General features: G+C 57.9%; 16 protein-coding genes and 8 pseudogenes. 14 read left to right on the top strand and 10 right to left on the bottom strand.

What is annotated here, in order from left to right:
- Positions 1-577: 577 nt before the first annotated feature.
- The 3 genes and pseudogenes from WS45_RS14680 (at position 578) to WS45_RS14670 (ending at position 4944) form a co-directional block, all read left to right on the top strand.
- The gene (locus WS45_RS14680) at positions 578-1750 is read left to right on the top strand and encodes an aminotransferase class V-fold PLP-dependent enzyme (RefSeq protein WP_082721931.1); all 1173 of its coding nucleotides are present in this window, start codon (positions 578-580) and stop codon (positions 1748-1750) included.
- Between the two features lie 171 nt (positions 1751-1921).
- A pseudogene (locus tag WS45_RS14675) lies at positions 1922-3176 on the top strand (IS4 family transposase).
- 445 nt (positions 3177-3621) lie between these two features.
- A complete protein-coding gene (locus tag WS45_RS14670; protein WP_059524587.1) occupies positions 3622-4944 on the top strand; it encodes a tetratricopeptide repeat protein in 1323 nt (440 codons plus the stop codon).
- Between the two features lie 1220 nt (positions 4945-6164).
- Here WS45_RS14670 and WS45_RS35015 read toward each other — a convergent pair.
- The 4 genes and pseudogenes from WS45_RS35015 to WS45_RS14655 form a co-directional block, all read right to left on the bottom strand.
- Positions 6165-6395, bottom strand: a pseudogene (locus WS45_RS35015) (IS3-like element ISBvi3 family transposase); the annotation flags it as partial.
- A 365-nt stretch (positions 6396-6760) separates the two neighbouring features.
- Positions 6761-6997, bottom strand: a complete 237-nt coding sequence (locus tag WS45_RS35010) for a hypothetical protein (RefSeq protein ID WP_156437172.1) — start codon at positions 6995-6997, stop codon at positions 6761-6763.
- The gene (locus WS45_RS36540) at positions 6987-7424 is read right to left on the bottom strand and encodes a tyrosine-type recombinase/integrase (protein ID WP_373557183.1); all 438 of its coding nucleotides are present in this window, start codon (positions 7422-7424) and stop codon (positions 6987-6989) included. Before WS45_RS36540 ends, WS45_RS35010 begins: the two co-directional genes overlap by 11 nt.
- 274 nt (positions 7425-7698) lie before the next feature.
- The gene (locus WS45_RS14655; protein ID WP_156437170.1) at positions 7699-8343 is read right to left on the bottom strand and encodes a hypothetical protein; all 645 of its coding nucleotides are present in this window, start codon (positions 8341-8343) and stop codon (positions 7699-7701) included.
- A 111-nt stretch (positions 8344-8454) separates the two neighbouring features.
- On the opposite strand from WS45_RS14655, the pseudogene WS45_RS14650 reads away from it, so the two are divergent.
- The 3 genes and pseudogenes from WS45_RS14650 to WS45_RS35005 all read left to right on the top strand — a co-directional run bounded on the left by WS45_RS14650 (position 8455) and on the right by WS45_RS35005 (position 10427).
- Positions 8455-9384, top strand: a pseudogene (locus WS45_RS14650) (RNA-guided endonuclease InsQ/TnpB family protein).
- A 129-nt stretch (positions 9385-9513) separates the two neighbouring features.
- Positions 9514-9739, top strand: a pseudogene (locus tag WS45_RS14645) (hypothetical protein); the annotation flags it as partial.
- 232 nt (positions 9740-9971) lie between these two features.
- Positions 9972-10427 (top strand): hypothetical protein, encoded by a 456-nt coding sequence (locus WS45_RS35005; RefSeq protein ID WP_156437169.1) that lies wholly within the window; start codon positions 9972-9974, stop codon positions 10425-10427.
- Positions 10428-10699: 272 nt separating this feature from the next.
- On the opposite strand, the gene tnpC is transcribed toward WS45_RS35005, so the two are convergent.
- From tnpC to WS45_RS35000, 4 genes and pseudogenes are all read right to left on the bottom strand, one after another.
- The gene (tnpC, locus tag WS45_RS14640) at positions 10700-11065 is read right to left on the bottom strand and encodes a Tn3 family transposase post-transcriptional regulator TnpC (protein WP_059524579.1); all 366 of its coding nucleotides are present in this window, start codon (positions 11063-11065) and stop codon (positions 10700-10702) included.
- A pseudogene (locus WS45_RS36130) lies at positions 11062-11649 on the bottom strand (Tn3 family transposase); the annotation flags it as partial. The gene tnpC and the pseudogene WS45_RS36130, both read right to left, overlap by 4 nt.
- 201 nt (positions 11650-11850) lie before the next feature.
- A pseudogene (locus tag WS45_RS36125) lies at positions 11851-12009 on the bottom strand (DUF4158 domain-containing protein); the annotation flags it as partial.
- Positions 12010-12627: 618 nt separating this feature from the next.
- Positions 12628-13629: a hypothetical protein gene (locus tag WS45_RS35000; RefSeq protein ID WP_156437167.1), complete on the bottom strand. Its 1002-nt coding sequence runs from the start codon at positions 13627-13629 to the stop codon at positions 12628-12630.
- Between the two features lie 923 nt (positions 13630-14552).
- Here WS45_RS35000 and WS45_RS14625 point away from each other — a divergent pair.
- The 4 genes from WS45_RS14625 to WS45_RS14610 all read left to right on the top strand — a co-directional run bounded on the left by WS45_RS14625 (position 14553) and on the right by WS45_RS14610 (position 16484).
- The gene (locus WS45_RS14625) at positions 14553-15080 is read left to right on the top strand and encodes a hypothetical protein (protein ID WP_059524573.1); all 528 of its coding nucleotides are present in this window, start codon (positions 14553-14555) and stop codon (positions 15078-15080) included.
- Between the two features lie 158 nt (positions 15081-15238).
- Positions 15239-15412 carry a hypothetical protein gene (locus WS45_RS33515; protein WP_156437165.1) on the top strand — a complete coding sequence of 58 codons (174 nt, stop codon included), beginning with the start codon at positions 15239-15241 and terminating at the stop codon, positions 15410-15412.
- Entirely contained in the window at positions 15409-15654 is a 246-nt protein-coding gene (locus WS45_RS14615; protein ID WP_059524571.1) for a hypothetical protein, read from the top strand. Before WS45_RS33515 ends, WS45_RS14615 begins: the two co-directional genes overlap by 4 nt.
- A 296-nt stretch (positions 15655-15950) precedes the next feature.
- Positions 15951-16484, top strand: coding sequence for a hypothetical protein (locus WS45_RS14610; protein WP_156437163.1), 534 nt, complete (start codon positions 15951-15953; stop codon positions 16482-16484).
- 67 nt (positions 16485-16551) lie between these two features.
- Here WS45_RS14610 and WS45_RS33510 read toward each other — a convergent pair.
- A pseudogene (locus WS45_RS33510) lies at positions 16552-17066 on the bottom strand (IS5 family transposase); the annotation flags it as partial.
- Between the two features lie 164 nt (positions 17067-17230).
- Here WS45_RS33510 and WS45_RS34995 point away from each other — a divergent pair.
- From WS45_RS34995 to WS45_RS14600, 3 genes are all read left to right on the top strand, one after another.
- Positions 17231-17959 carry a hypothetical protein gene (locus WS45_RS34995; RefSeq protein ID WP_156437161.1) on the top strand — a complete coding sequence of 243 codons (729 nt, stop codon included), beginning with the start codon at positions 17231-17233 and terminating at the stop codon, positions 17957-17959.
- A 119-nt stretch (positions 17960-18078) separates the two neighbouring features.
- The gene (locus WS45_RS36120; protein ID WP_257127610.1) at positions 18079-18279 is read left to right on the top strand and encodes a hypothetical protein; all 201 of its coding nucleotides are present in this window, start codon (positions 18079-18081) and stop codon (positions 18277-18279) included.
- A 564-nt stretch (positions 18280-18843) separates the two neighbouring features.
- Entirely contained in the window at positions 18844-19566 is a 723-nt protein-coding gene (locus WS45_RS14600; protein ID WP_059524567.1) for a type II secretion system F family protein, read from the top strand.
- Here the strand turns inward: WS45_RS14600 and WS45_RS33505 are convergent.
- Positions 19524-20045: pseudogene (locus WS45_RS33505) on the bottom strand (Tn3 family transposase); the annotation flags it as partial. The gene WS45_RS14600 and the pseudogene WS45_RS33505 sit on opposite strands and share 43 nt — an antisense overlap.
- A 199-nt stretch (positions 20046-20244) precedes the next feature.
- On the opposite strand from WS45_RS33505, the gene WS45_RS34990 reads away from it, so the two are divergent.
- Complete coding sequence (locus tag WS45_RS34990) at positions 20245-20934, top strand: hypothetical protein (protein ID WP_156437159.1); 690 nt, start codon at positions 20245-20247, stop codon at positions 20932-20934.
- The last annotated feature ends 203 nt before the right edge of the window (positions 20935-21137 follow it).

Genomic DNA, 21137 nt, shown 5'->3' with positions numbered 1-21137 from the left:
CGCTCTTTTATTAAATTTTCTCAGCCCATCCTCGACGAGATAACCTGTGGCGGGCATTGACTCTGGTACACTCGGCAGCATAGAGATTTCAAACCATGCTTTGATGCGGCTCTATCGAGATCTGATTTTTTTGTATTTTGGCAGGGGAATCCATGTACGGCACATTGAATTCTATTTATATCGACTCGCGACTCTATGGGATATGGAGCATCCGCGAACTTCGGCCTCAAGCTCGGCACGATGGCAATAATAGGATAGGCAATCGCCTTACCAAGATATCAAGTGATCCACGCGCTCGATGCAGCGGTATCGTCAATCAAATAGACGAAAATCAAAAAAAACACCTAGCATGCTCGACCGAACAGAATATGGCAAAGGGACCCTCGATCTTCAAGGCCGCCGTGAAGGCGATAGGTGGGTTTCTCCCGCGGAGGGGAGTGAACTAAAATCGCAAATAAAGCAAAATTCACTCCCCCATGCATGCTGCGACGCTGTATTTGCCCCCTTGTGGTCCGTGGCATTGAACATAGCTAGCTGACGAAATTGACGCAATGTATATTGCGATGGAGTTAAGTCGATGTCCGAACTTTCCACCCCTAATATTACGTTTTCTGAAAGTGATTGGCAATATTACACGGGGATCCAGGTCAATCTTTCGGCACTGACCGTGTCACCCGGTGACTGTGCGCGCCTTGGGCGCTTGCTCAACAATCTCGGCGATTGCTACGAGCCGGATCGTTGCCCGCTTCCCAATACGATGGCTCAGGAGCGTGCGGCAGTCGAACGCGTCGCTCAATGGCTTCATCTATCGGCTCCAGAGTGCTGGGGGTACGTCGGCGGAGGTTCGACGCTGGGAAACTTGCAGGGCATGTGGATAGGGGCAACGTTGATGCGCGGTGCCACGCTGGTATTCTCGAAAGCCGCTCATTACAGTGTCGTCAAATTTGCCAGTGCACTCCATTTCGGTCGCGTGAAGGTGATCAACGTACATCCAACGGGTGAGCTGGACTTGAACGACCTGCGTGCTCAGATTACCCCGGGGGAGCGAATCGTTCTGGTCCTGACGGCGGGAACCACGATGACTTGCGCGTATGATCCATTAACGGCATGCGTGGATATTCTCCGTGAAAAATCCTGTCCACTCTACCTGCATCTTGATGCTGCTCTCGGTGGCCTCGTCGTGCCGTTCCTGTCTGCCACCCAGTTCCCGTGGAAAGACGACTATACTTTCCGTCATCCCGCCATTTCATCGATGACAATCAGTACACACAAGGTACTGGGCACTCCAATGCCCGCCAACCTGTTCATCGCGCGGCACACGGTCATCGAGCAATTCAAGACGGATATTCATGCGGTTCCCTATCTAAGCGACCTGAAAGACATTACCGTGTACGGAAGCAGGGACGGCTTCCGAGCCGCGACCGTATTTTCTCGACTTCATCATATCGGCCCCGACGTGATTAGTCGTTGGGTGAATAACGGAATCGAATTTGCCCAGTACGTCGCTCGGGAATTGCACCATGGCTGCTGCCCAGGTGCATTCGCGACCCCGGGTGGGCTCGCCGTCGTGATACCGTTGGCAAACTTCGTCCGGACGTTTCCCCCTGAGCATCAACAGTACTTGCTCAACAAGTATCATTTAGTAAAAGACGATCAGGTCATTCACATGTACATGATGGGCCACGTTACACGCGACATGTGCGATGAACTGCTAGCGGATTGCCGTACGTATGCCTTGGCTTCAAAGTAATGTTTGGCTCACTGTGATGAGGGGTACGATCCGCGGCGGGGCTTTGCGCACCGCCTTATACACAAGGCAGCTCTCCGCAACCGGAGACCGGAACGAATCGTTTTCGACCAATGAGATAGACCAGGGCTTGTAAACTTTCGGCGCGTCGCGTTTACTTTCGCTTTTTTTTGCATGAATGCCTTGGCCCTGGAAACACCGAGCCGGACGGAAGCTGAATTTACCGACCTTGAACTTGGCGACGCGCGCTTGAACAAGCGAGCAGGACATTGATGGAACGATTGGCGGCCAAGCCAACGGCTGGCGCGCCACAGGCAAGTCGGAGCTGGGGTGAGACGATGGCGGCGTACCGCCTCTTCGACAACGACGAGGTCAAGTTGGGAGTGATTCTGGAGCAGCACTGGCGACAGATCGAGCAACGCATGGCAGCCCAGTCGGCCGTTCCGTGCCTGCAGGACACGACGGAATTGGATTTCAACGGCCGGCACTGGCCTCGGATAGCCGTCTCACGAGGCGCAGCGCAGGATGTATTTGCATCCAACCTACGCGGTGACGCCCGAGTGCGTGCCGCTGGACGCGCACGGCAAGCGCGGCGGGCTCAAGGAAAGCCTGCGCTGGACGGTTACGAGCGGGTTGCGGAAACGGCATCGAGCTTGCCGCACGGCTGGTGTATGTCGCTGATCGAGAGGCGGACATGATCGCACTGATGGTGCGAGCGCAGGAGTTGGGTACGTCGGCGGATTGGCTGATTTGGTGGACCCATGACCGTGCGCTGCCCGATGGGGTGAAACTGTGGGCATGTCCGAGCGAAGGTGAACCGCTCGGCGAGACTGTCTTCACGATGGGCTCGCGTCGCGGCGTGGAGGCGCGCCAAGTGCGCCAGCACGTGTGGCTGCAGCGAATCGAGCTGCCAGCAGGCGTGGGGCAAAGCGTGACGGCCACCTGTCTGGTGGCGCGCGAGTTCGAGGCGTCAAACGGCGTCAGGCCAATCGAATGGCGTTTGCTGACCAACCGCGAAGCCGAAGCGATTGAGCTGATCGACTGGTATCGGGTTCGCTGGGAAATAGAAATACTGTTCAACGTGTTGAAGAACGGTTGCCGTGTCGAGGCGCTGCAGTTTGGGCACGATCGAGCGGCTCGAACGGGCATTGGTGCTGTTTCTGGTCGTTGCCCCGATCTGGATGCCGAACTGTTCGTCGATGTCGATGAAATTCGGGGCGCGTATTTGCTCATCGACGCCAAGCAGCCGGCCAAGCCCAAGCTCAACGAGATGTTGCGCTTGATCACGCGCCTGGGCGGATTCCTCGGCCGAAAGGGCGACGGCGAACCCTGTGCGAAAGCCATCTGGCTCGGACTCACAGAAGTTCATGTAGCTGCAAAGACATTGCAGAAGTTACGTACCGGCGGCCACACCGGCAATTGTGTATAAGCCAATGGCTTTGACCAGAGTGTTTTGTTTACGGCCACCTCGTGCGGCCATTTTTGTTTTGGGGTCCCAATATGGATTGACAATCGTTCCAGCGCGCGGCGCAACTGTCTAACGCACTGGCCGATCGGTGGTTGGCACGCATCGTTGCGGCGGCCAACGAATTCGCGATCAACACGCTGGCGATATTGCACAAATGGGCTATGAATCGGACGGTCTCACGCAACTGATCGAATCGTTCAATTAGGGGTGACTTCAGAAGACGGAAAATATTGCACGCTAAGTTCCGGCCGAGGTCGATGCTATCGTCTTCCGAGCGCCTTGATCTCTCGGGCGCGTAGGATATCGTCGCCGCACAGGGTCACGCCATGCCTGCCTCGCGGCAACGCGCGCAGTTGAATTGCTGCAGTCCCGAACGCCCACGATTCTTACTGGAGTTTCCCGCCTCATGGCCTGTTTCGACCGCTACAGCCTACCCCTTTCGACGCCCTCCGAACGCACGGCCGACCGCTATCGCGCCGGTGTCGACCTGCTCCTGTCCCTGTGGTCGGGCGCGGCCGAAGCGCTCGACGAGGCGATCGCGGCCGATCCAGAATTCGCGCTCGCGCAGGCTGCCCGTGCGCGCCTTCATGCGATCCGCGCCGAGATCGGCGACGCGCGCGCGATGATCACGAACGCGGCCGCGCTCGTCGCCCGGAACGGCACACCGCGCGAGCGCAGCCACGTCAGGGTACTGTCGCTCGCGATCCACGGGCAGGCTGCAAAAGCACTGGCGGGCGCGCTCGAGCATGTCGATCGTTGGCCGCGCGACGTGATCGTGCTGTCGCTGCCGCTCGGCGCGTTCGGCCTGTTCGCATTTTCGGGCATGGCGGATCACAATCAGGCGCGCGTCGATCTTTGCGAGCGCTATGCACGGCATTTTGAGGATGACGACTGGTGGTTCCTGACGAATCGCGGCTGGGCACATGGCGAAAACGGTAACGTCCGGGTCGGCCGTACGATGACGCAGCGTGCGCTCGAGCTGCGTCGCCACAATGTCAATGCCGTGCACGCGGTCGCACACGTGCTATACGAGGCCGGTGCAAACGACGAGGCCGATACGGTGATCGCCGGCTGGCTGCCTGAATACGACCGCAGCGGCATCCTGCACGGTCACATTGCGTGGCATGCGGCCCTGATCGCACTCGAACGCGGCGACACCGAACGCGCACTCGCGATCTATGACACGCACGTAGCGCCAGCGGCGTCGCTGGGCGTGCCGATCAACGTGGTCAGCGATACCGCTTCGTTCCTCTGGCGCATGCAGGCCTACGGCCATACCGTTCCCGTCGGCAAGTGGGACGATGCGGCACGGTATGCATCGGATTATTTTCGGCAGGCGGGCTTCCCGTTCGCCGATGTCCATATGGCGTTGATCGCGGCGGCCACGGGCGCAACGGCGGCGCTCGACGAGCGCACGGGGGCGCTCGACGCGCTCGTCGAGGCCGGCACGCTGCGGGCCGGCGCTGTGGTGCCAGAGATCTGCCGCGCGGTGCTCGCATTCGCCGAGGAGAAATACGCGCAATGCGCGGCCCTCCTCGAGCCCGTGGCGCACGAGGTCGTGCGCATCGGCGGCAGCGGCGCGCAACGCGAGATCGTCCAGGATACGCTGCTGGTCGCCTGGATGCGCAGCGGCGACGCAGGCAAGGCACGCGCGCTGCTTGATCAGCGCCTGCATCGTCGCCCGTCGCCGCGCGATACACGCTGGCTCGGCCAACTCGTCACCGCCTGATCGGGCCTGTTCGTGCCGGCGTAACCGCCAGCAGCGGCGCGATTCGCGTCATCCATTTTGGCCACCATCGCGCGCCGGCTCGCGCAGCCGTTTCCGTTCGATTCAGCGCGATGACGCCACGCGGGTGGGGGGCGCGAAAGTACGCGCAACCACCAAGGAAGTCATATGTGTTCAAGCATCGCGGCCGTAATCGCGTTCTTGGTGATCACCGGGGTGGCGGGACGGCACGCTGAAGGATCAGACCATCGCAGCGACAGCGGGTGGATTGCTGATGTACTTTGTGCGCGAGACCGCGCAAGTACTGGGGTTCTGGCTCGGGAGAGCGAACGACGCACCGGCCCAGGCGCAATCAATCAGTTGTTTGCTGCATTGGCGAGCCGTCCGACTGAGGCAAAAGGGTGAGGGCCATGATTCGCGTGCCGACGTTCAGATGCTAGTTCGATGGTTAAGCCTGTCGATCGATATGGATGGCAGTCCCATTTTGGACTTTTGCTGCTCAATTTTGCGTAGATCTTTCAAGAGGCTACTGACTTTTGAGTGTTGCTCTGTTATGGCCCAAATGTTAGTGAGAATTTTGCTCGAATCGTCGTTAAGTCTCTTGATATTTCCGTCCAATTTATTTCTGATAATGACGGCATTGGTGTTGTCAAAGTACTTCTTGGTGTTACTGACGCGCTTTCGATAGGTGGATGAGGTGGCCATTTTAATGTAGTGGGAAATTCCGGATGGGCGACGTTTAAGGACATTATTCTCATGCAGAAGGAAATTTCCGGATTTTCCGAGGACTACGGTACGATTCATTAGGGCGAATGAGAGCTCTCTGTGTTTGGCATTCAATTCGCATGTGTCAGAATTGATTGCCTTGCGCAATCTGATGTAGAGGGCTTGAGCTTCCTCAATAGTATTCTTGAGCAACGACCCGCAATCGCTCAGTGTATGTCCAAGTCCTTCTGATAACAACATTTCAGATAAGGTGTTCGAGATTCGAGCAAGGTCGCGAGCGAGGGGAGGGCGACTGTCTTTCGAGTATAGGTGGTCGACTGCAGTCGACGAGATAGCAACGTGGCTGGACGGGATGCGCGAGGTCAGTGGGCTGAGCATAGAGTACAAGCGATGGGAATCGGCGATGTCAGTATTCGAAAAAAGTCCAATCGATTATTGGAGTTCGAACTTTACTCCCCTATCCTTATTTTTTGCTTGTCAAATACGGCCATGCAAAAAATGGCCAGCTTCGCGCTGGCCAGTTCCTTGCGCAGCCTGCTGACCCCAGCTTCCAGATCGTTGACCGGACGACGGCTGCACACTGGCGCATTGGCAGCCGGCTTTGCCGCCGTCTGCGTGTTGCCACTGCGCAGATCACCGAACCTGTTTCCCAACGTGGCCACTGGCACGCCCAGCCTTCAAGCGGCCTCATGCCGGCCAACGCTCTAGGCTCACCGTACCGCCTCCATTTTGAATTCCTTCGTGTATTACCATCTTGGTATCAGCTTCTCTGGCACGCTTTTCTCCGTACACACAAAAAGTTATCAAACTTCTTTCTATATGTGGAATCGTGGCAGGGTCATCGGGCAGCTGCATTGGTTTCCAACTCAATCCCGTCGAGTCTGCCGCACTTCGCTGACGCGTAGCCCAGAACTGATAAGCGGCCCCAGTACCGCGACATAGGCGTCGACGCGCAGGCCTCCTCGCGGTCGCGCAGTCGCCGCCGCGCGCAGGATCGATTGCAATTGGCCTGCGCTCAGGATGTACGGGGGATTGCGACGCGGTGATGGCAGCAGATGGTTGTCGGGGACCGAAGTTGCCGGATCGATAGCCTTTACGAAACGCAGAAATCCCTGCAGGGCACTGAGGATAGCCGCTGGGTTGGCGGTGCACGGTGAACCCGCGTGCCCCATTCGAGCACCTCCTTGGTCTTGATCGATTCGCCTGGCTGCTCGATGGCATAGTCTCGCACGAAGCGTGCGAGAACTCCGCCATGGGTATGCCGGTAACTCAGCAGTTCGCGGTGTTCGACGTAGCGGCTCAGCAGATCCTGAAGTTCCTCACCGTTCATGATCTGTCTCCCGGCCACGGCACGGCAATTCGCGCCAGCGAAGGCATGGCGAGCTTTGCATAGATGGCGGTGGACTGGAGGGACGATGGCCCAACACGTCGGCGATGTTCTTGAAGCTCAAACCACGCGTCAGCATGGTTGTTGCCGCGGCATGGCGCAAGAGATGTGCAGCACCGTGTGCGGGAGCGATATCGGCGCGTTTCAAGGCCCGGCGGACGATCTTGGAAATTGCGCTCGAGTCTGTGAATGGTCGCGCTGGCGGTACCGCTTGCAGGAAGATCGTCCTGTATGACGACGGAGGTCGCTCCCGTTTGACGTAAGCGAGCAATGCGCGTCCGACGTCGCGGAAGAGCGGCAGGTCCCGGTCACGACAAAACTTCGCCCCTCGGATATGAATGATGCCGTCGGCCCAGGCCACTTCATCCAGATTGAGGGCATGACTTCCGCAGCCCGCATCCCGGTCCTCGCGAGCAGCAATATGATTGCCGTGTTCCGCAGCGGCTGAAACCTAGGGCGGAAACCGATGCGCGTGATAAGGCGATTTCGTTTTCGTCATCGCATCATGTTACGCGTACACCCCGCCAACGTAACAGCGCCATGGCGATGCTTCGTCACCTGGACCAAGGAACCCATCGGCACTGAGCTGGCCGACCTACTGGCCGGGTACGGCACCAAACTTCAAACCAACTTCTCGTGAACACTTAGCCGATGATCCGCCGGTCGTGCAGATCGGCAGCGATTTTGCGCAGCAGCGCGGCGACGGCCGCATGTTGCCGTTCCGCGTAGACGTCACGCTTGCCCCACTTCATGCCGATATAGTTGGCGGTGGCCTCGCCTGTCCAAAGTGGCGTGCCGTCGCCGTCAATCAATGATGCCATAATCTTGAGCGTTGCATGAATGCCATCCTGCGTGCCGGTATCTCTGAGGAGCAGGACGGGCAGGCGATCCTGCTGCTGGTGATCGGCAAGAAGCGTTGCAACGAGGTTCGTTTTGACTGAACGGGCCCGTGCTTCAATGCCGTATGCCTGAAGGACCGACGGTGCGAGTTGGACGATGACCTCGCCGTCCGTCGTGTACGTACCCGGGTCGCGTGCCAGATCGTTGGCGGAAGAAGGCGAGCGGACCGTGGTGGCGTCTTCGTATATCACGAGCACACGGGTCAGTGGCGCATCCGGCTGCCGGACGATATGGCTCGTCAAACCGGAATCGGCGCTGCCGCCGATGACCGGCCCCGGGCCCATCATGTGAAGCGGAAGCGATGCTTGAGGGGCTTCCTGTGCGATCACGGGAAACGCCGCTCCCAGCGCGACGATCCAGCATGCTGCAGAGATCAGTGATTTATTCATCAGTTGCTCCGAGAAACCTCGCCATTCCCCAAGGGGACTTCCTTCGGGGCGCATGGCGGGGAGGAAAGGAGTGCCGTTGACAAACGGCATTCCAACGATAGCGTGATCGGCATGATCCTTGTCTACCGGTACCGGGTGAAATCGCTCAACGGACTGCTTAACAAACGGAGCCGTGCGGTGAGCTACATGTGGAACTTCTGCAACGACACGCAGAATCACGCGCTCGAGTGGGGCAAGAAATGGCCGACAGGGTTCGACCTGAACGTGCTGACCACCGGCAGCAGCAAGGAATTCGACATCCACGCCGGCACGGTCAACGCAACCTACGAGCAATACGCGCAGTCGCGTTGCCAGCGCCGTCGCCGGTACCTGCGCTATCGCGGTCGCAAATCGCTTGGCTGGGTACCCACCTGAAACGCGAGGGCAACGCGTTTCGCTTCGCCGCCCACACCTTCCGCGTGTTCAGCTGCCGGCCGCTTCCCGAAGGGAAGATCAAAGACAGCACTAACTTTGCACGGGATGCGCGCGGTCACTGGTTTCTCAACATCGAGTTCGAGATGCCTGATGTTCCGGCTCGCCCGATCCGCCCCGGCGTCGGCATCGATCTCGGTCCGAAAGACGTCGCCACACTTTCGACCGGCGAGACACTGCCTCATGTCTGGTTCGGCCAGCGCGCGACCGCAAAACTGGCGGAGGCCCAACGAACGTGAAAGCACCGGCGGCATATCGCGAAGCTGCACGCCAACGTAGCGACTGCCCGCGCCGCTTTCCAGCACAAGCTCGCACTCGATCTGGCGCGACGCTTCGATTACCTCGCGGTCGGCAACGTGTCGGCCGCCAAACTCACCAGAACCAGCTCTTGCTGAAGCAGCCTGAACGACCTCGGTTGTGAGGTTCAACCGGTTCTCGCCCCATAGGCGTTTCTTGCTAGCGAGTGGGCGCCGTGAATGTGGTGTCATGCATGATCGTGATACCAACGCGGCGTTGAACATTCTCCGATGCGGACGTGCATTGCCAGTGGTTGGAATCCTCCGCCTTTAGGCGGAAGAGGGCATCAATAAGCGTCCACATTTAGTTGTGGCGAACGGGAAAATTATAAGGACACGCATAGGAGCATGAAAGCGATCTAACCAAATTTAATATATCTTAAGATAATTTACACAGATCCAGATGCATCAGAATTTCGTCAATCTGACTGACCTAAAACATGGCTGCCCCTCTTCCCACCGGTGCCAGGCGGTTGGTTGGCATTTCCGCTTCCAGCTCAGCCTGCGCGACATCGAAAGAACTGCTGTTCGAGCGCAACATCGTATTGAGCCATGAAACGATCCGGCGCTGGCATGACAAGGTTAGGGTGTGCTTCGCTCGTCACCTCAAGGCTGTGCGACGTCAGCCGAGCAAGCAGCTGGTCACGTTGTTGTTTGGGCAGCGCATCGAGGGCAGGAAGGGATAGCCGGTCATTGGAGGCGGCGTCACTTGCCATTGATCCACTTAAAGAAGAACTAGATCATTTTTTCGATGTTATTGAAGGCAAGGTGGTGCCATCAATAACTCTTCAAGACTCTCTCAGGGTTATGGAGTTAGTGGAAAAAACCAAGGAAATTGGAAATTTATAGGAGATAGCTTCAATGCCAATATCTGATAGGCCGCTAGACGCCGATTCTGGTCGGCGTTTAATAATTCGTGAAAAAAATGGATTTCGACTTGAGCATTCGTCATCGATTGGCATATGCGGATATCTGATTTTGTCACCGATTGCACCAGCGGATCGATTTTCTGATCTTTCCTCTTCCGTCCTCAGTGCTTTGGGAGGGGAGCTAGCTTTTGCGACCGATCTGATCCAACGCCATACCGCGGCCGAGCGTGTTTATTGTTTGTCATTTGGAGAGGAGGTTTCAAATATTCACTTTCATTTACTTCCGCGAACGCGTGTAATTCTCAATAATTTCTTAAAAAATAGCGGCCAAGCCGGGCACATTGCGAATGGCGCGCTTCTTTTCGATTGGGCAAGGGAGACGTTTAAATCCGACAACTTGAGAAATCCCGATATTATTAATGCTGTTGAGCGCATGCGAGTTGAATAGTGCACCTCATGTTCTTGACGAAGGTGATGGTCTTGAATCTCTTCGGAGCAGACTCCCCACCGCTTGCAGCGCAGAAGGAAACTTTTCCGTTGAGCAAATAGCCACATGAGCCACATTGTAACGGCATTGATAAACCACCTGGTATCTCCTGCATCATCGACAAATGCGGTGTTCGACGAGCGGGATGATGACTTCCCGAATCGGGTCTGCCTTAAGATCGCCGATCGCTAATAGGTCCAATTTCTGGAGATCAGTACAGGCAAGGTCTTTGTTCAATCTTCGCCAAAATCCTCGTCCGGCTGCAATGCATCGAGCGGCTCGAGGATCGTCCGCACTCGTGTGAGTTCATCAACGAATTCGTCGATCAGATCCAACGCCTCCAGCACCCGCTCCGGCAGCGCACCGCGGCGGCGTGACGGCGCTATCGATGCACCGTTGAGCACGGAGTGCGTCATGCTATGGATTTCGAGCAGATCGTCGCGCAGTCCTTCGGGATCGTACAGTTGGGTTCGGATGCGATCGACGATGTCGACCGTGGCCAACAGGCGTGTCGTGTCATAGCTCGATTCGAGCCGCGCGAGCGCCGCGGTGTCGACGCCGCCGAAAAATGTGGTCGTTGTGGCTGGACGTGCAGTCATGGGCGGGGCGAATAGCGACGGGGTGCGTGGCGGTATAGCGGATCTCTGATCCAGGCTTCCGGGCGGCGATCGAGGTGTAGTTTATAGTGACCGAAGCGCCGGATGTTGTGGGTCGGGTACGGGCTCAGGAAAGCGATGTCCTCGGCGCGTACGTTCTCACCGTTTGAGACCATCTCGCGCAGCACTTGCATCATGTCGACCGTGTTCTGCAGGATGACGGCGGAGGCAATCAGGTCGTTGTAGCGCAGCCGTTTCTGCTGCTCCTCCGGCTCGTTCTCAGCAATCACGTCGTCGCCGAAGTCCAGCCATTTCGCGAACCCATTGTACGACTCGATCTTGTTCGTGTTCGCGGTCACCTCGTGCCGCAGCTCAAGGCTACCGATCCACTGAAGCAGGTACACGGTGCGCACCACGTTGCCAAGCTCGCGCGCGGCCAGGTACAGTCGGTTCTTGCGGCTTTCGGAACCAAGCCGGCGCAGCAGCAGCGGCGACGAAATCGTACCGGCCTGGATCGACAGCGCGACCTGCATCAGTTCCTGCCAGTGCTGTTCGATCAGCGTCCAATCGATGGTCGCCGTGAACAGCGAGAAATCGCCGAGGTCCTCAAGCCAGGCGAGTTGGTCGATCAGCAGGTCCAAGTGCTGCCGGGACGGACGCTTGGCATGCCGCTTGATTCGGTTGTAGGCCGTTTGCCGGTTCGACCAATCGCGCGCGAGCAGCCGGTCGGTCAGGCGCCGCGTAACGCGCTTGAAGAGTCGGGCCCGGGCGTGGATCTGCTCAGTCAGCCGATCGAGCGTCGAGAACGCTGGCAGCTCGATATTGCGCGCGATTAACTCGTCGATCGTCGCGTTGATGATGTCGACCGGTTGGTCCATTGTTAGCGAAGCGGTGTGCGCCGCGCGCGTCGCGATCGCGTTCGCGTCAGTGCCGTAGTACGGCTGCACGTCCAGATCAGAATATTGGCGTCATCGTCAGCAGCCTCCAGCATGCTCTTGTTGCTAGTGCTGTCGATGTCGGCTATCAAGCCGCCTTTGCCGCGATAGATCGGCAAACGAGCGGGCATGCTGCGGGACGGTTGGTCACGAAGGCGAAGATGAAGCCCCTCTTCGATGAGCCGGGTCAACGTTGTGTGCTAGCGAGCCGCGGCCAGCTTGGCCTTCGTTACAAGTTCGTCGTTCAAGTCGAGTGTCGTTCTCATGGCTAGCGTCCCATAGACGCAATACAGATATCTGCATTACATCTCGTACCGAGGCCACATTGGAATGTTTGATTGTTCTGGAGGTTGAGATCCTGTACGTCGCCAAATACGCGCTCGTCGGGCATTGAGCGTGCAGTCGCGACCCGGTGGCGGACAGTGGGCGTTGCTCGCACGCGAAACGCGAAGTTGGCCCCCGATCGATTCAAGCGACGGTTTTGCTGCGCACTTGAACTTGCCGATTGCCCAATCGACGACCGGAGGCTGGTTGGATGAATGCGATCGTCATCTGATCTCGCATCAATTAGTGGGCGACTTTCGCTTGACGGTCCATACGCTGAACATGGAGGAGAGCGTTGCGCAGATGCTACTCCGTATGTTCGACATGTTGGTCGCCAGTTTCGACGTCACGTGGTTGCCGCACCAATCGTTGCGGGGCATCGACGTACAGCCCCCAGCCGATTTTGCTGACCAGATTGCCAGATACGGAACTGGCAATCGCGCTGCACACATCGTAAGTCTGACGCCCCTCATCAGGAGAATGCAGGATTTTTTTCAAATGTGACGACATGATGTTGGGGATGCCAACGGTTGCGGTAGACCAAGCTCCTCGAATCAATGATCGCGCATCCGGACGTGTGAATACAGCTTGGTGCGGCGCGTAGACGCACGCGTTGTGTGATGTGGCCGACCATCGAGCGGCGAGCGTTTCGAACACCGATTTCGCCACAGATCCAATCACTGCACCATGCAATGCGGCTTCAAGACCGCCGAGTACGGTTCGTGACGACCTAAGCAAGGTGCTACCTACCGCACCGAATGCGCCCGCGACCGACCCGACCCAAGGCGCGAGCAACGCCCACCCCCCCTCATGACGTTCGGGGAATTGCAACTTCATGCGTCCACCCAGTCCTCGCAACAGGCTCGTCACGCCGGCATTGACCCACGACGACGACATGCTGTTCAGTGCGCCGGCAACGCCGGCCAAACACGCGCTCGGTTGAGATATCGGCAACACGGTCAAGGTTACGCCTCCCGCCAATACCGCGCCGAAACCCGCGTATAACTTGCGTCGCACCGGGTCGAGCGGAAAATGGTGTTGTGCATAGCGGTGCCCCATATAGCCGCCGGCCAAAGCGGCCGACAGCGGAACAAGTGCGATACCGGTGCCCCAATAGGCTGCCGTGTTGGGCAGACTTTGGACGCCAATGTCGACACCGATTCCGGCGGCATGACCGGCAATTTGAGCCACAGTGGCACGTAGGGTGCCCGAGGCCATCGCATTGGCGGTTTGCATCGTCGTGACCGATTCGGGGTTCTCGGTTGGGTTTGGAATATCCGACTCGCGTGGTGGCGTGAAGGGAATCATTTGAGTGTCTTTGGTGTTGCTCGAAGAGCTCGCCACCCCAGCCATCGAGACGGTTCTGACTCGAAGACGTGCGGGCGACAAATCCGCATCCTGCAAATTTGTGTCCGACGCAGAGCGCCTCAGCGCGCTCGATTGCTCCCTACGGATTTTCCCCTCAAACGACGGGAATTCGAGAGCAGGTTGTATGCGTGTTAATGCGCTCCGAATGGTGCTGCGCGTATCCTCGTCGGAGTCGCTTTCGGAGGGGGGCGAGTCGGTCGAGTTCTGAGAAATCAAATGATGCGACATCGTATCTTGCCCGCTACCAGTACGGCTAATTGAGAACATCGTTTCTCCTGTAGACATTGACACATTCAGTGAGTCGGTTAGCAGGTCGCGTCTTCAGCCCCGTACTTGCCATGCGGCATACGGGAGATTGGGCGACCGAAGCGCACCAACTTCACTCTCTGTGAGGCTGGTGCCGGGATTTGAAAGTTCGTCTGGCATGCGACAAGAAACGATCATGTTGACGATCGGAAGTTCTATACGAGAACGGACCTGCAAGGTGGCTGCAGCCTGAGCATGTCAACCGCCCGAGGTCGCGCCCAGGGCACCGGAGCGCGTGGACGCGCTTGCAAGATCGACTGTTAGTGGGTCAAAGCAGGCTTAGATCGCGGCGGCGCGGGCAAGAATGCCCAACGCGGCGGAAATGACGTTCATGCGGGCACAAAGTTGATGAAGCTTTCTTCCGGCTTTCGGCCCAGGAATCGAGGCCGCTCCCCAAGATTGAAATGACCCTAAGAAATCAGGCAGGTCAGTCTTGCTGCGAGAAGGATGTGGCACCAACGACCTGAACGCTGACTGCGATGTTCGACACAACCCGGCTTGGTGCCGGATTTTTTCTGCGCGGTTTTCACAAGAGCGCGCTCGACTAGGACGATAGAATGCTGAGCTTTGCCCCGATCGGGAGAACGCGGATGCTAACCTATCAGGATCTGAGCGCGCGGTATCAGGCATACCAGGAGGCGAAAAGCGAATATCGGTGCTATCTGCAGCAATGCATTGCACGGTTCGCGACGAAGTTCGAGGCCGCCTTGGCGTTGCCGTCGCCGACGTGGCGGGATGCCAACGGCGTGTTGCACCACTATGTTGAATTGGGCGTGGTGGAAGACGGTCAATTCGTGATGGTGCCAGCAGCGAAGATAGAGGGCGACGATCGGTCGATTCGGTTTGCAGTGGGCTTGACGCTCGAAGCCCGACCGGGTTGGCTGCCCAAAACGCATCATGTGCAGGAAGTCGTCATCCGAGCCACGCAGACGTCGGTGGAGTTCAACCTGGTGGGCGATCCAACGCTCACGGTGGGCGTGGTGCGAGACGGATCGACGGAGGAATTTTCGACCGTGATTGGTGCAATGATCGTACGAATTTATGCGTCGATGGATCCGGACGTGTTCAAAGCAAGAACGTTGTGAATCTGGCCAGCCCTCTATTGAAGCGGGTTGGCGAGTATGTTGACCCCGCATCGGCCAGTCTGGCGGTGCGGGTTTAATGAGATGGTCACCCCCACAATACACGCGGGATACGCTGTAAGGTGTCAGCGCTTGTCACAGGCGTGGCGATCGCGTACGTCATGGAGCCGCTGATCGTAGCGATGGCTGGCATCACGAGCAACGGCAAGCAGCAGTCGATCGGCTTCTTGATTGGCCTGTTCGGGCTGCGCCTGACCAAGGAGGCCTTCCGGTTGATCACCTCGGGCGCGGTGACCGACTGGGTGCGGCGACATTTCCTGCCGGAAGCCACATGATGGTGACGACATTTTTGATCGCGAACTCGATCGTCGCGGCGGTCTGCATCTGGATCACAATCGCGCGTGGCCTGCCCACCGGCTGGTGGGGTCTACTCGGATTCTCGATCATTGGCGTGACGGCGGCAAACCTCTTCAAGCCGATCCACATGCAGCGCGCCATCGATGCGCCCGAGACGCTGATGATGGTGGGCACGGCGATCGTGTGCGCACGAGCGGTGGTAAAAAGGGCGTTCTGGTAACGAACAGATCGAAATTCGGCAGCACGGAGGCGATAGAGGGAGCACATTCATTTTCAAATATCGTGAAGGACGCCATGGTACCGAGTCAAGCAAGCGGATCACGAAGTCCGTATACCCTTGTCCAGCGAACTTCATCTCACAGTCGAAGCGAGCGAACGCGAGCGGATATCATAGATGCAGCGTGCAATTCATCGCGGCGCGGGGAGCAACGCGTTGCGTCGCTGCAAACATTGTCGGCTAACGCTTACTGGGGCGCCTTAAACATCCCGCAAGATATTACTCGGATCGCCAATCAGATGGCTGAAAGCAGTCTTCCCGAGGCAATCAAGCGAAGGCTTGTCCGTATCGCAGGTGATAGTGTCAGGCAAGCCACCACGTCAAATACCTCCGTTGAACTTGCGCGGGAAATCGCTCATGCGCGTGCGATGCGTGGGACGCCGTGCTCCGAGGTCGAAGAGGACCACGGATTTTGGCTTCGCCATCCAACGAGAGAGTTGTCACTCGCCACGGTCTTTCAGCTCTGGCGCACGCGACTTGAGCTGGAGATGTCTATTGTGCACGGACCAGCCGGTGCACGTGTGATGCGTGGAGAATCTTGCGACACGGTGGCGTCGGAACATGGCCTGACGTGCGACGAAGCTGTGCTTGCGCTAGAGATGAAGGCGGTCGGGACAGTCGGTAGCGGTATGGTGTTGCGTGGTGCAACTTTCGAGCAAACAGCGTTAGCACTGGGGATCCACTGCATCGAAGCGCGTGTCGAACTGCACCGGCTGGTCGAAACTTGTCAGACAGAGGGCACTGGCGTGAGTGGTGAGCCGTCGTGCGAGTAGCATCCCGCGTACGTGAATGCCTGCGAATTCATGATTGAGAATTCTTTTCAAGCATGCAATTAGTCCGGCGCTTACGCGCTCCTCCATTCAGGCCAGGCACGGCCGGAATGGCGTCCAACGTCGGTTCGAAACATCACCGATCGTGACGATTGGCACCGCTCACGGTGATCGCCAGCGAAACAGCCCGAACGTCGACTATAAGGTGCCGCTTCGCGCCTAATTGGCCCCGGTCCGTTGGGGTCGGACCGGTTTCCTGCCCACCGGACTCGCGCCATCGATGCTTGCTCGCCCCCAATCGATTTGATCGTCCTCGCGCAAGCGGTGCAGCATCGCCACACGTGGTCTGCCCCCCGCGGCTTGCCATTCGCGGAGTCGACGCCAACAAGTCATCCCGCTGCCGAATCCGAGTTCCCAAGGAAGGTCTTCCCAAGGGATACCGCTTTGGAGCACGAACGGGATGTCGTTCAGCGCGGCACGGTCATCGAGCGAACGACGCCGACCACCGTTGGGCGAAGGCTCGAACTCCGGAATCAGCGGTTGGAGCACCGTCCACAATTCGTTGCTGATCTTTCTTCTTGCTATGCACGCAACAGTACGGACTGACGAGCATCGTGTCCAGTTGTGTTAGCCGCTCCAATGACGGCCCACTCCACCTTACAAGCTGGACGCGTGCCACGGTGATCAGTATCAGGCAGCATCGTTCGCGTAACCGCGCGATAGTTTGAATTTTGACTACGGAGAAACTCATGCTACCTGTATCCGCCCCTTCACGGAATTCAGCGCCAGCATTCAACTCTACGGAACGGTTGGCTCAATCTTCGCTGTTGGTCACCGGGCGCTCTATTGTTGCGTACTCAATCCAATCAGATATCGTAGACATCGCTTGTTATCCTGATCGATTTCCCGAAGTTGCTCGCATGGCCCCGCAGCTTTCAGTTGACGAAGAAATGCACGTCAAGATGACGCTTCCCGGTGACCTGGGCAGAGTCGCGGATTGGATTAGCAAGAGCGGAAAAAGCGGTGAAAAACAGCGCCAGCTCACATGCGCGGCAGCAGAAAGGTTGCGAATTGCGACGGTGCAAAATTCGAGTTCTGAACTCGCATTGCTGATTGCTCGGGAACGGGTAATACGCGGCGCCCCCTGTGGCAGGGTCGCTGCGGAGCACGGTATTGCGTTTGAAATATCTCCTGGCACTATGTACGACTACTTGGAACATAGTGTATTGGATCGGGAAAGCGCAGCCCTACGGAGCGTGCTCAATGGCAAGCCGTGTAATGACGTTGCAGAGAAGCATGATGTTCGCAGTGTGCACGCACGCGGACGGCTAGAGCTAGAGTCGATCGTTAAAAACGGCAGAATTTTGGCAATGCAAGGGGCGTCGCGTGATGCGATCATCGCGAGGCTGGGCGTGTCCACAAGCGACGGCAAGGAACAAGTCGATTATGTACTTTCGAAGTTCGGACCACGAGCGTAACCTGCATGTCGTATCATCCTCGGCGTTAAAGATTCTCCCACTCTCAACCCGGCTTCGGCCGACTGGAATTGGTCGCGGCAATGTACCGGTGGCCACATGAGCGCGGGCGGATCGATCGCTTGCCTTTCACCTACTCCGATATCGCCGTGAGCGACATCGGGCATGACCTGGCCCCTGTCACAGGCGGCCGCAAGCCGTTGAGCCGACCGGCAGTGTTGCTCGACGAGTGGGACAAGGAACCTGCATTCCTGACCGCAGAGCAGTTGAAGGTCGCGCGCAATCGATGCGCTCTGCGTCCCAGCAGCTGCTGTTCGACCTGATGGCGCGAGTTGCTCTGCGCTCAGTCGAGGCACGCACCTTCCCTCTGTCGTACGTGATTGATCCCCGGACCCAAAAGGCTCTGAAGCCAGGCACTTTGATCGGCGTGCGCCTCGACCCGCGGGACATGAAGATCAAGTTCGACAAGCCACGCGTCGAGCACGTTGGCCGGCGCGGACTCCCCATGCCGCGCGGGCCATTCATAGCCGTCCCAACCCGCCACAAGAATCCGATTCCTGATTGAACCATCAAAAATCAGCCTATTCCGCCCCCGATCGCCGCAATCTCCGATCGCCAACGCTCGCGTCGCTGGGTAGTATTGCGCCGTGGACAGTTGCTTTCCCTGTCTACAACTCATGGTGCTTGGAACCTGCCGCCCCGAACATCGGGCGGCATTCCCTTACCGCCGACTTTGGGCCCTCGCTTCTTGCACCTCCAGGATGCAGCGCGGGGAAGCCAGTGGAGTTCATCCACGGAGGGCCCACCCTCTCATAACGAATCACATCCCTCGGCGCGCTCAAACGCTGCGCGAAGCGCGACCATACATCACGCCATAAGAGCCGTCGATGGCCGTGACGATGCATATCGTGTTAGCGGAGGCGGCATTCCTCCCTTACCCGAAAGCGATGCGACAGATTCTCGACCTGCACGACCGCGTGGGCCGTATCCCGGGATTGATCGTGCAGGCGGTTACCGAGCCGCCGGTATACTCCGGCGGCTTGTATGGCTTTTTCTACATGATCGGCGCATATGTGGCACCAACGCTCATGGACGCGATTTCGCCGGAACAGTGGTTGTTCATGACCAACGTGCTGTACGTGGTCGGGTGGATCGCGATCAGTTGGTTCGCTCCGGTCGCGGGCACGCTCGGGCTTGGCCCGATCGCGCTGCCGCGCTGGACGGGACCGGGTCGAGCGTTCTTCGATCAGCACGCGTTCCCGTTCACGTTGTATCGTGAGCTGATCGGCTCGTCGTGGCTGGACACGCTTTCAGGGCAGATCAAGTCGGGCATCGGTGAGGCGACAGCACTTGAACAGCAGATCAGGTTGGCGCCCCCATCGTTTGCATCTCGACTTCGACCACTTTGGCAGGGCATTCGCCGCGGCGAGAAGCTATCGGTCGCGATGCGTGAAACCGGCCACGGTTTTCTGTCGCTCGATCTGATCGACCGGATCGCGATGTTGCAGGGACGCAGCAACTTCGCGGACGTGATCGAGACGGCAGCGCAGCAGTTTGGCGAGAAGGTTGCACGCAGCATCCGTTCGTCCGCGAGACGCTTCATCATTTGACGAATCGCGTCAGTCGACACTTCCGGGACCATCTGAGAAATTTCAGCAGCCGTCAGCGAGGTGCCGTGAGCCAATATTGCTGAATAGACCATCAGCAACTCGGTGCGTGACCGCGGCTCGCGACCGAGCAGGGTCCAGCTGAACTGTGTCGCACTGTCGATTTCGAGGATGATCTCGGGAAATTGACCTGGTGGATGCGCTTCGAAGATCTGGCGTCGAAGTTGATCGGCTTGCGTGTCTGGATTCTGGGCCGCCATCGGCTCAAGGCGAACAGCCGCATCGACACGGATCGAACCATTCGCCACAGCTTCGTCGAGGAGGGCGAGGCGCTGATCGAGCTGTTGAAGGATCGGCTCGAGAAATTCGTTCGGGTCCTATGGGGGGCCGAGGTGTCCGTAGTGATGGTTATGCCTTGCCAGCCACTGCTCGGTCGAGATCAGGATATGTGACCGGCTTCGGAACGAGAAGCTGTGATTGATACACAGTTGAACGTAAGCGCTCTTTGAAGGACGTCATTACACGGCGAGGCTGATCGGTATCAGAGAGCACCGTTCGCGTAACCGCGCGATAGTATAAATTTTGAAAATCGGGAGGCTAATGTATCCTGCATCCGGCATTTCACGGGCTTCAGTGCCTATTACTGTTCGTGGGCAAGCGGGACAACATGCTAGGCCCGAAGTGGATCAGATCCGCGCAGATATTGTCGAACTCGCTTGCGCAGAAAACAGATTTCCTCAAGCGATGCGCTTTGAAACGTACCCCCTTTCTGCAGACGAAGTGAATCGCGTCAAGCTGCGGGTGCCTGATGACCTTATCCGGGTCGCGACATGGATCGACGAGAGCCAGATCCCTTACGTAAAAGGGCACGCACTCATGCGCGCGGCTGCGGGAAATCTACGAAAAGCGACATCGGACAATTCATCTCTTGGGCTGGCGATGGTGATCGCGTGCGCACGCGTGATGCGTGGGACGCCGTGTCCGAGAGTCGCACGGGAACACGGCATTCCAGCGACCCATGTAGTTTCGGACACTTGGTATTCCCGGTGCTCTCCTCGAGAGGAACTGGAGTGGGCAGTTTGTCACGCACAATCTGTGGCGCGATGGCGGATGAGCCAAGGCGAACCATGTGATATGGTCGCCTACAACTACGGCCTGCACCATAAGGAAGTGCGCTTGGAACTGGAGCGCTTTGCTATTTCGTGCCACGGGGCAGCGATGGTGCAGAGCGGAAAATCGCGTGATGAGATCAGCGAGTCATTGGGCGTGCGCACTGACGAAGGCAAGGAGATAGTAGATGCAATGATCTTTGATAGCCGATTGCAACGGACGAAATCGACTCAAACCGAGTTAACCGCCGTCCACCGATAGTATCCTTCTTTTCCACTTCCAGCCCGGCTTCGGCCGGGTTGTTTCGTTTGCTTCCGCCTCGTGCAGCCATTTTTGTTTTTGGAATCCAGAGATGGATCGACCATCGTTCCGGTGCGCGACGCAACTGTCCGACCCGCTCGTCAATCGATGGTTTGCGCACATCGTTGCGGTGGCCGACGCATTCGCGATCAACACGCAGGTAC

The sequence above is a fragment of the Burkholderia sp. RF2-non_BP3 genome (genome assembly GCF_001522185.1).
In the GTDB taxonomy this organism is placed as follows: Bacteria; Pseudomonadota; Gammaproteobacteria; order Burkholderiales; family Burkholderiaceae; genus Burkholderia; species Burkholderia diffusa.
This window is presented reverse-complemented; position numbering and strand designations above follow the sequence as displayed.

What these genes read in the sequence shown, in the direction of transcription:
- WS45_RS14680 (WP_082721931.1), top strand. Translation starts at nt 578, where the DNA reads ATGTCCGAACTTTCCACCCCTAATATTACGTTTTCTGAAAGTGATTGG.
- WS45_RS14670 (WP_059524587.1), top strand. Translation starts at nt 3,622, where the DNA reads ATGGCCTGTTTCGACCGCTACAGCCTACCCCTTTCGACGCCCTCCGAA.
- WS45_RS35010 (WP_156437172.1), bottom strand. Translation starts at nt 6,997, where the DNA reads ATGAACGGTGAGGAACTTCAGGATCTGCTGAGCCGCTACGTCGAACAC.
- WS45_RS14655 (WP_156437170.1), bottom strand. Translation starts at nt 8,343, where the DNA reads ATGAATAAATCACTGATCTCTGCAGCATGCTGGATCGTCGCGCTGGGA.
- WS45_RS35005 (WP_156437169.1), top strand. Translation starts at nt 9,972, where the DNA reads ATGCCAATATCTGATAGGCCGCTAGACGCCGATTCTGGTCGGCGTTTA.
- tnpC (WP_059524579.1), bottom strand. Translation starts at nt 11,065, where the DNA reads ATGACTGCACGTCCAGCCACAACGACCACATTTTTCGGCGGCGTCGAC.
- WS45_RS35000 (WP_156437167.1), bottom strand. Translation starts at nt 13,629, where the DNA reads ATGATTCCCTTCACGCCACCACGCGAGTCGGATATTCCAAACCCAACC.
- WS45_RS14625 (WP_059524573.1), top strand. Translation starts at nt 14,553, where the DNA reads ATGCTGAGCTTTGCCCCGATCGGGAGAACGCGGATGCTAACCTATCAG.
- WS45_RS33515 (WP_156437165.1), top strand. Translation starts at nt 15,239, where the DNA reads ATGGAGCCGCTGATCGTAGCGATGGCTGGCATCACGAGCAACGGCAAG.
- WS45_RS14615 (WP_059524571.1), top strand. Translation starts at nt 15,409, where the DNA reads ATGATGGTGACGACATTTTTGATCGCGAACTCGATCGTCGCGGCGGTC.
- WS45_RS14610 (WP_156437163.1), top strand. Translation starts at nt 15,951, where the DNA reads ATGGCTGAAAGCAGTCTTCCCGAGGCAATCAAGCGAAGGCTTGTCCGT.
- WS45_RS34995 (WP_156437161.1), top strand. Translation starts at nt 17,231, where the DNA reads ATGCTACCTGTATCCGCCCCTTCACGGAATTCAGCGCCAGCATTCAAC.
- WS45_RS14600 (WP_059524567.1), top strand. Translation starts at nt 18,844, where the DNA reads ATGGCCGTGACGATGCATATCGTGTTAGCGGAGGCGGCATTCCTCCCT.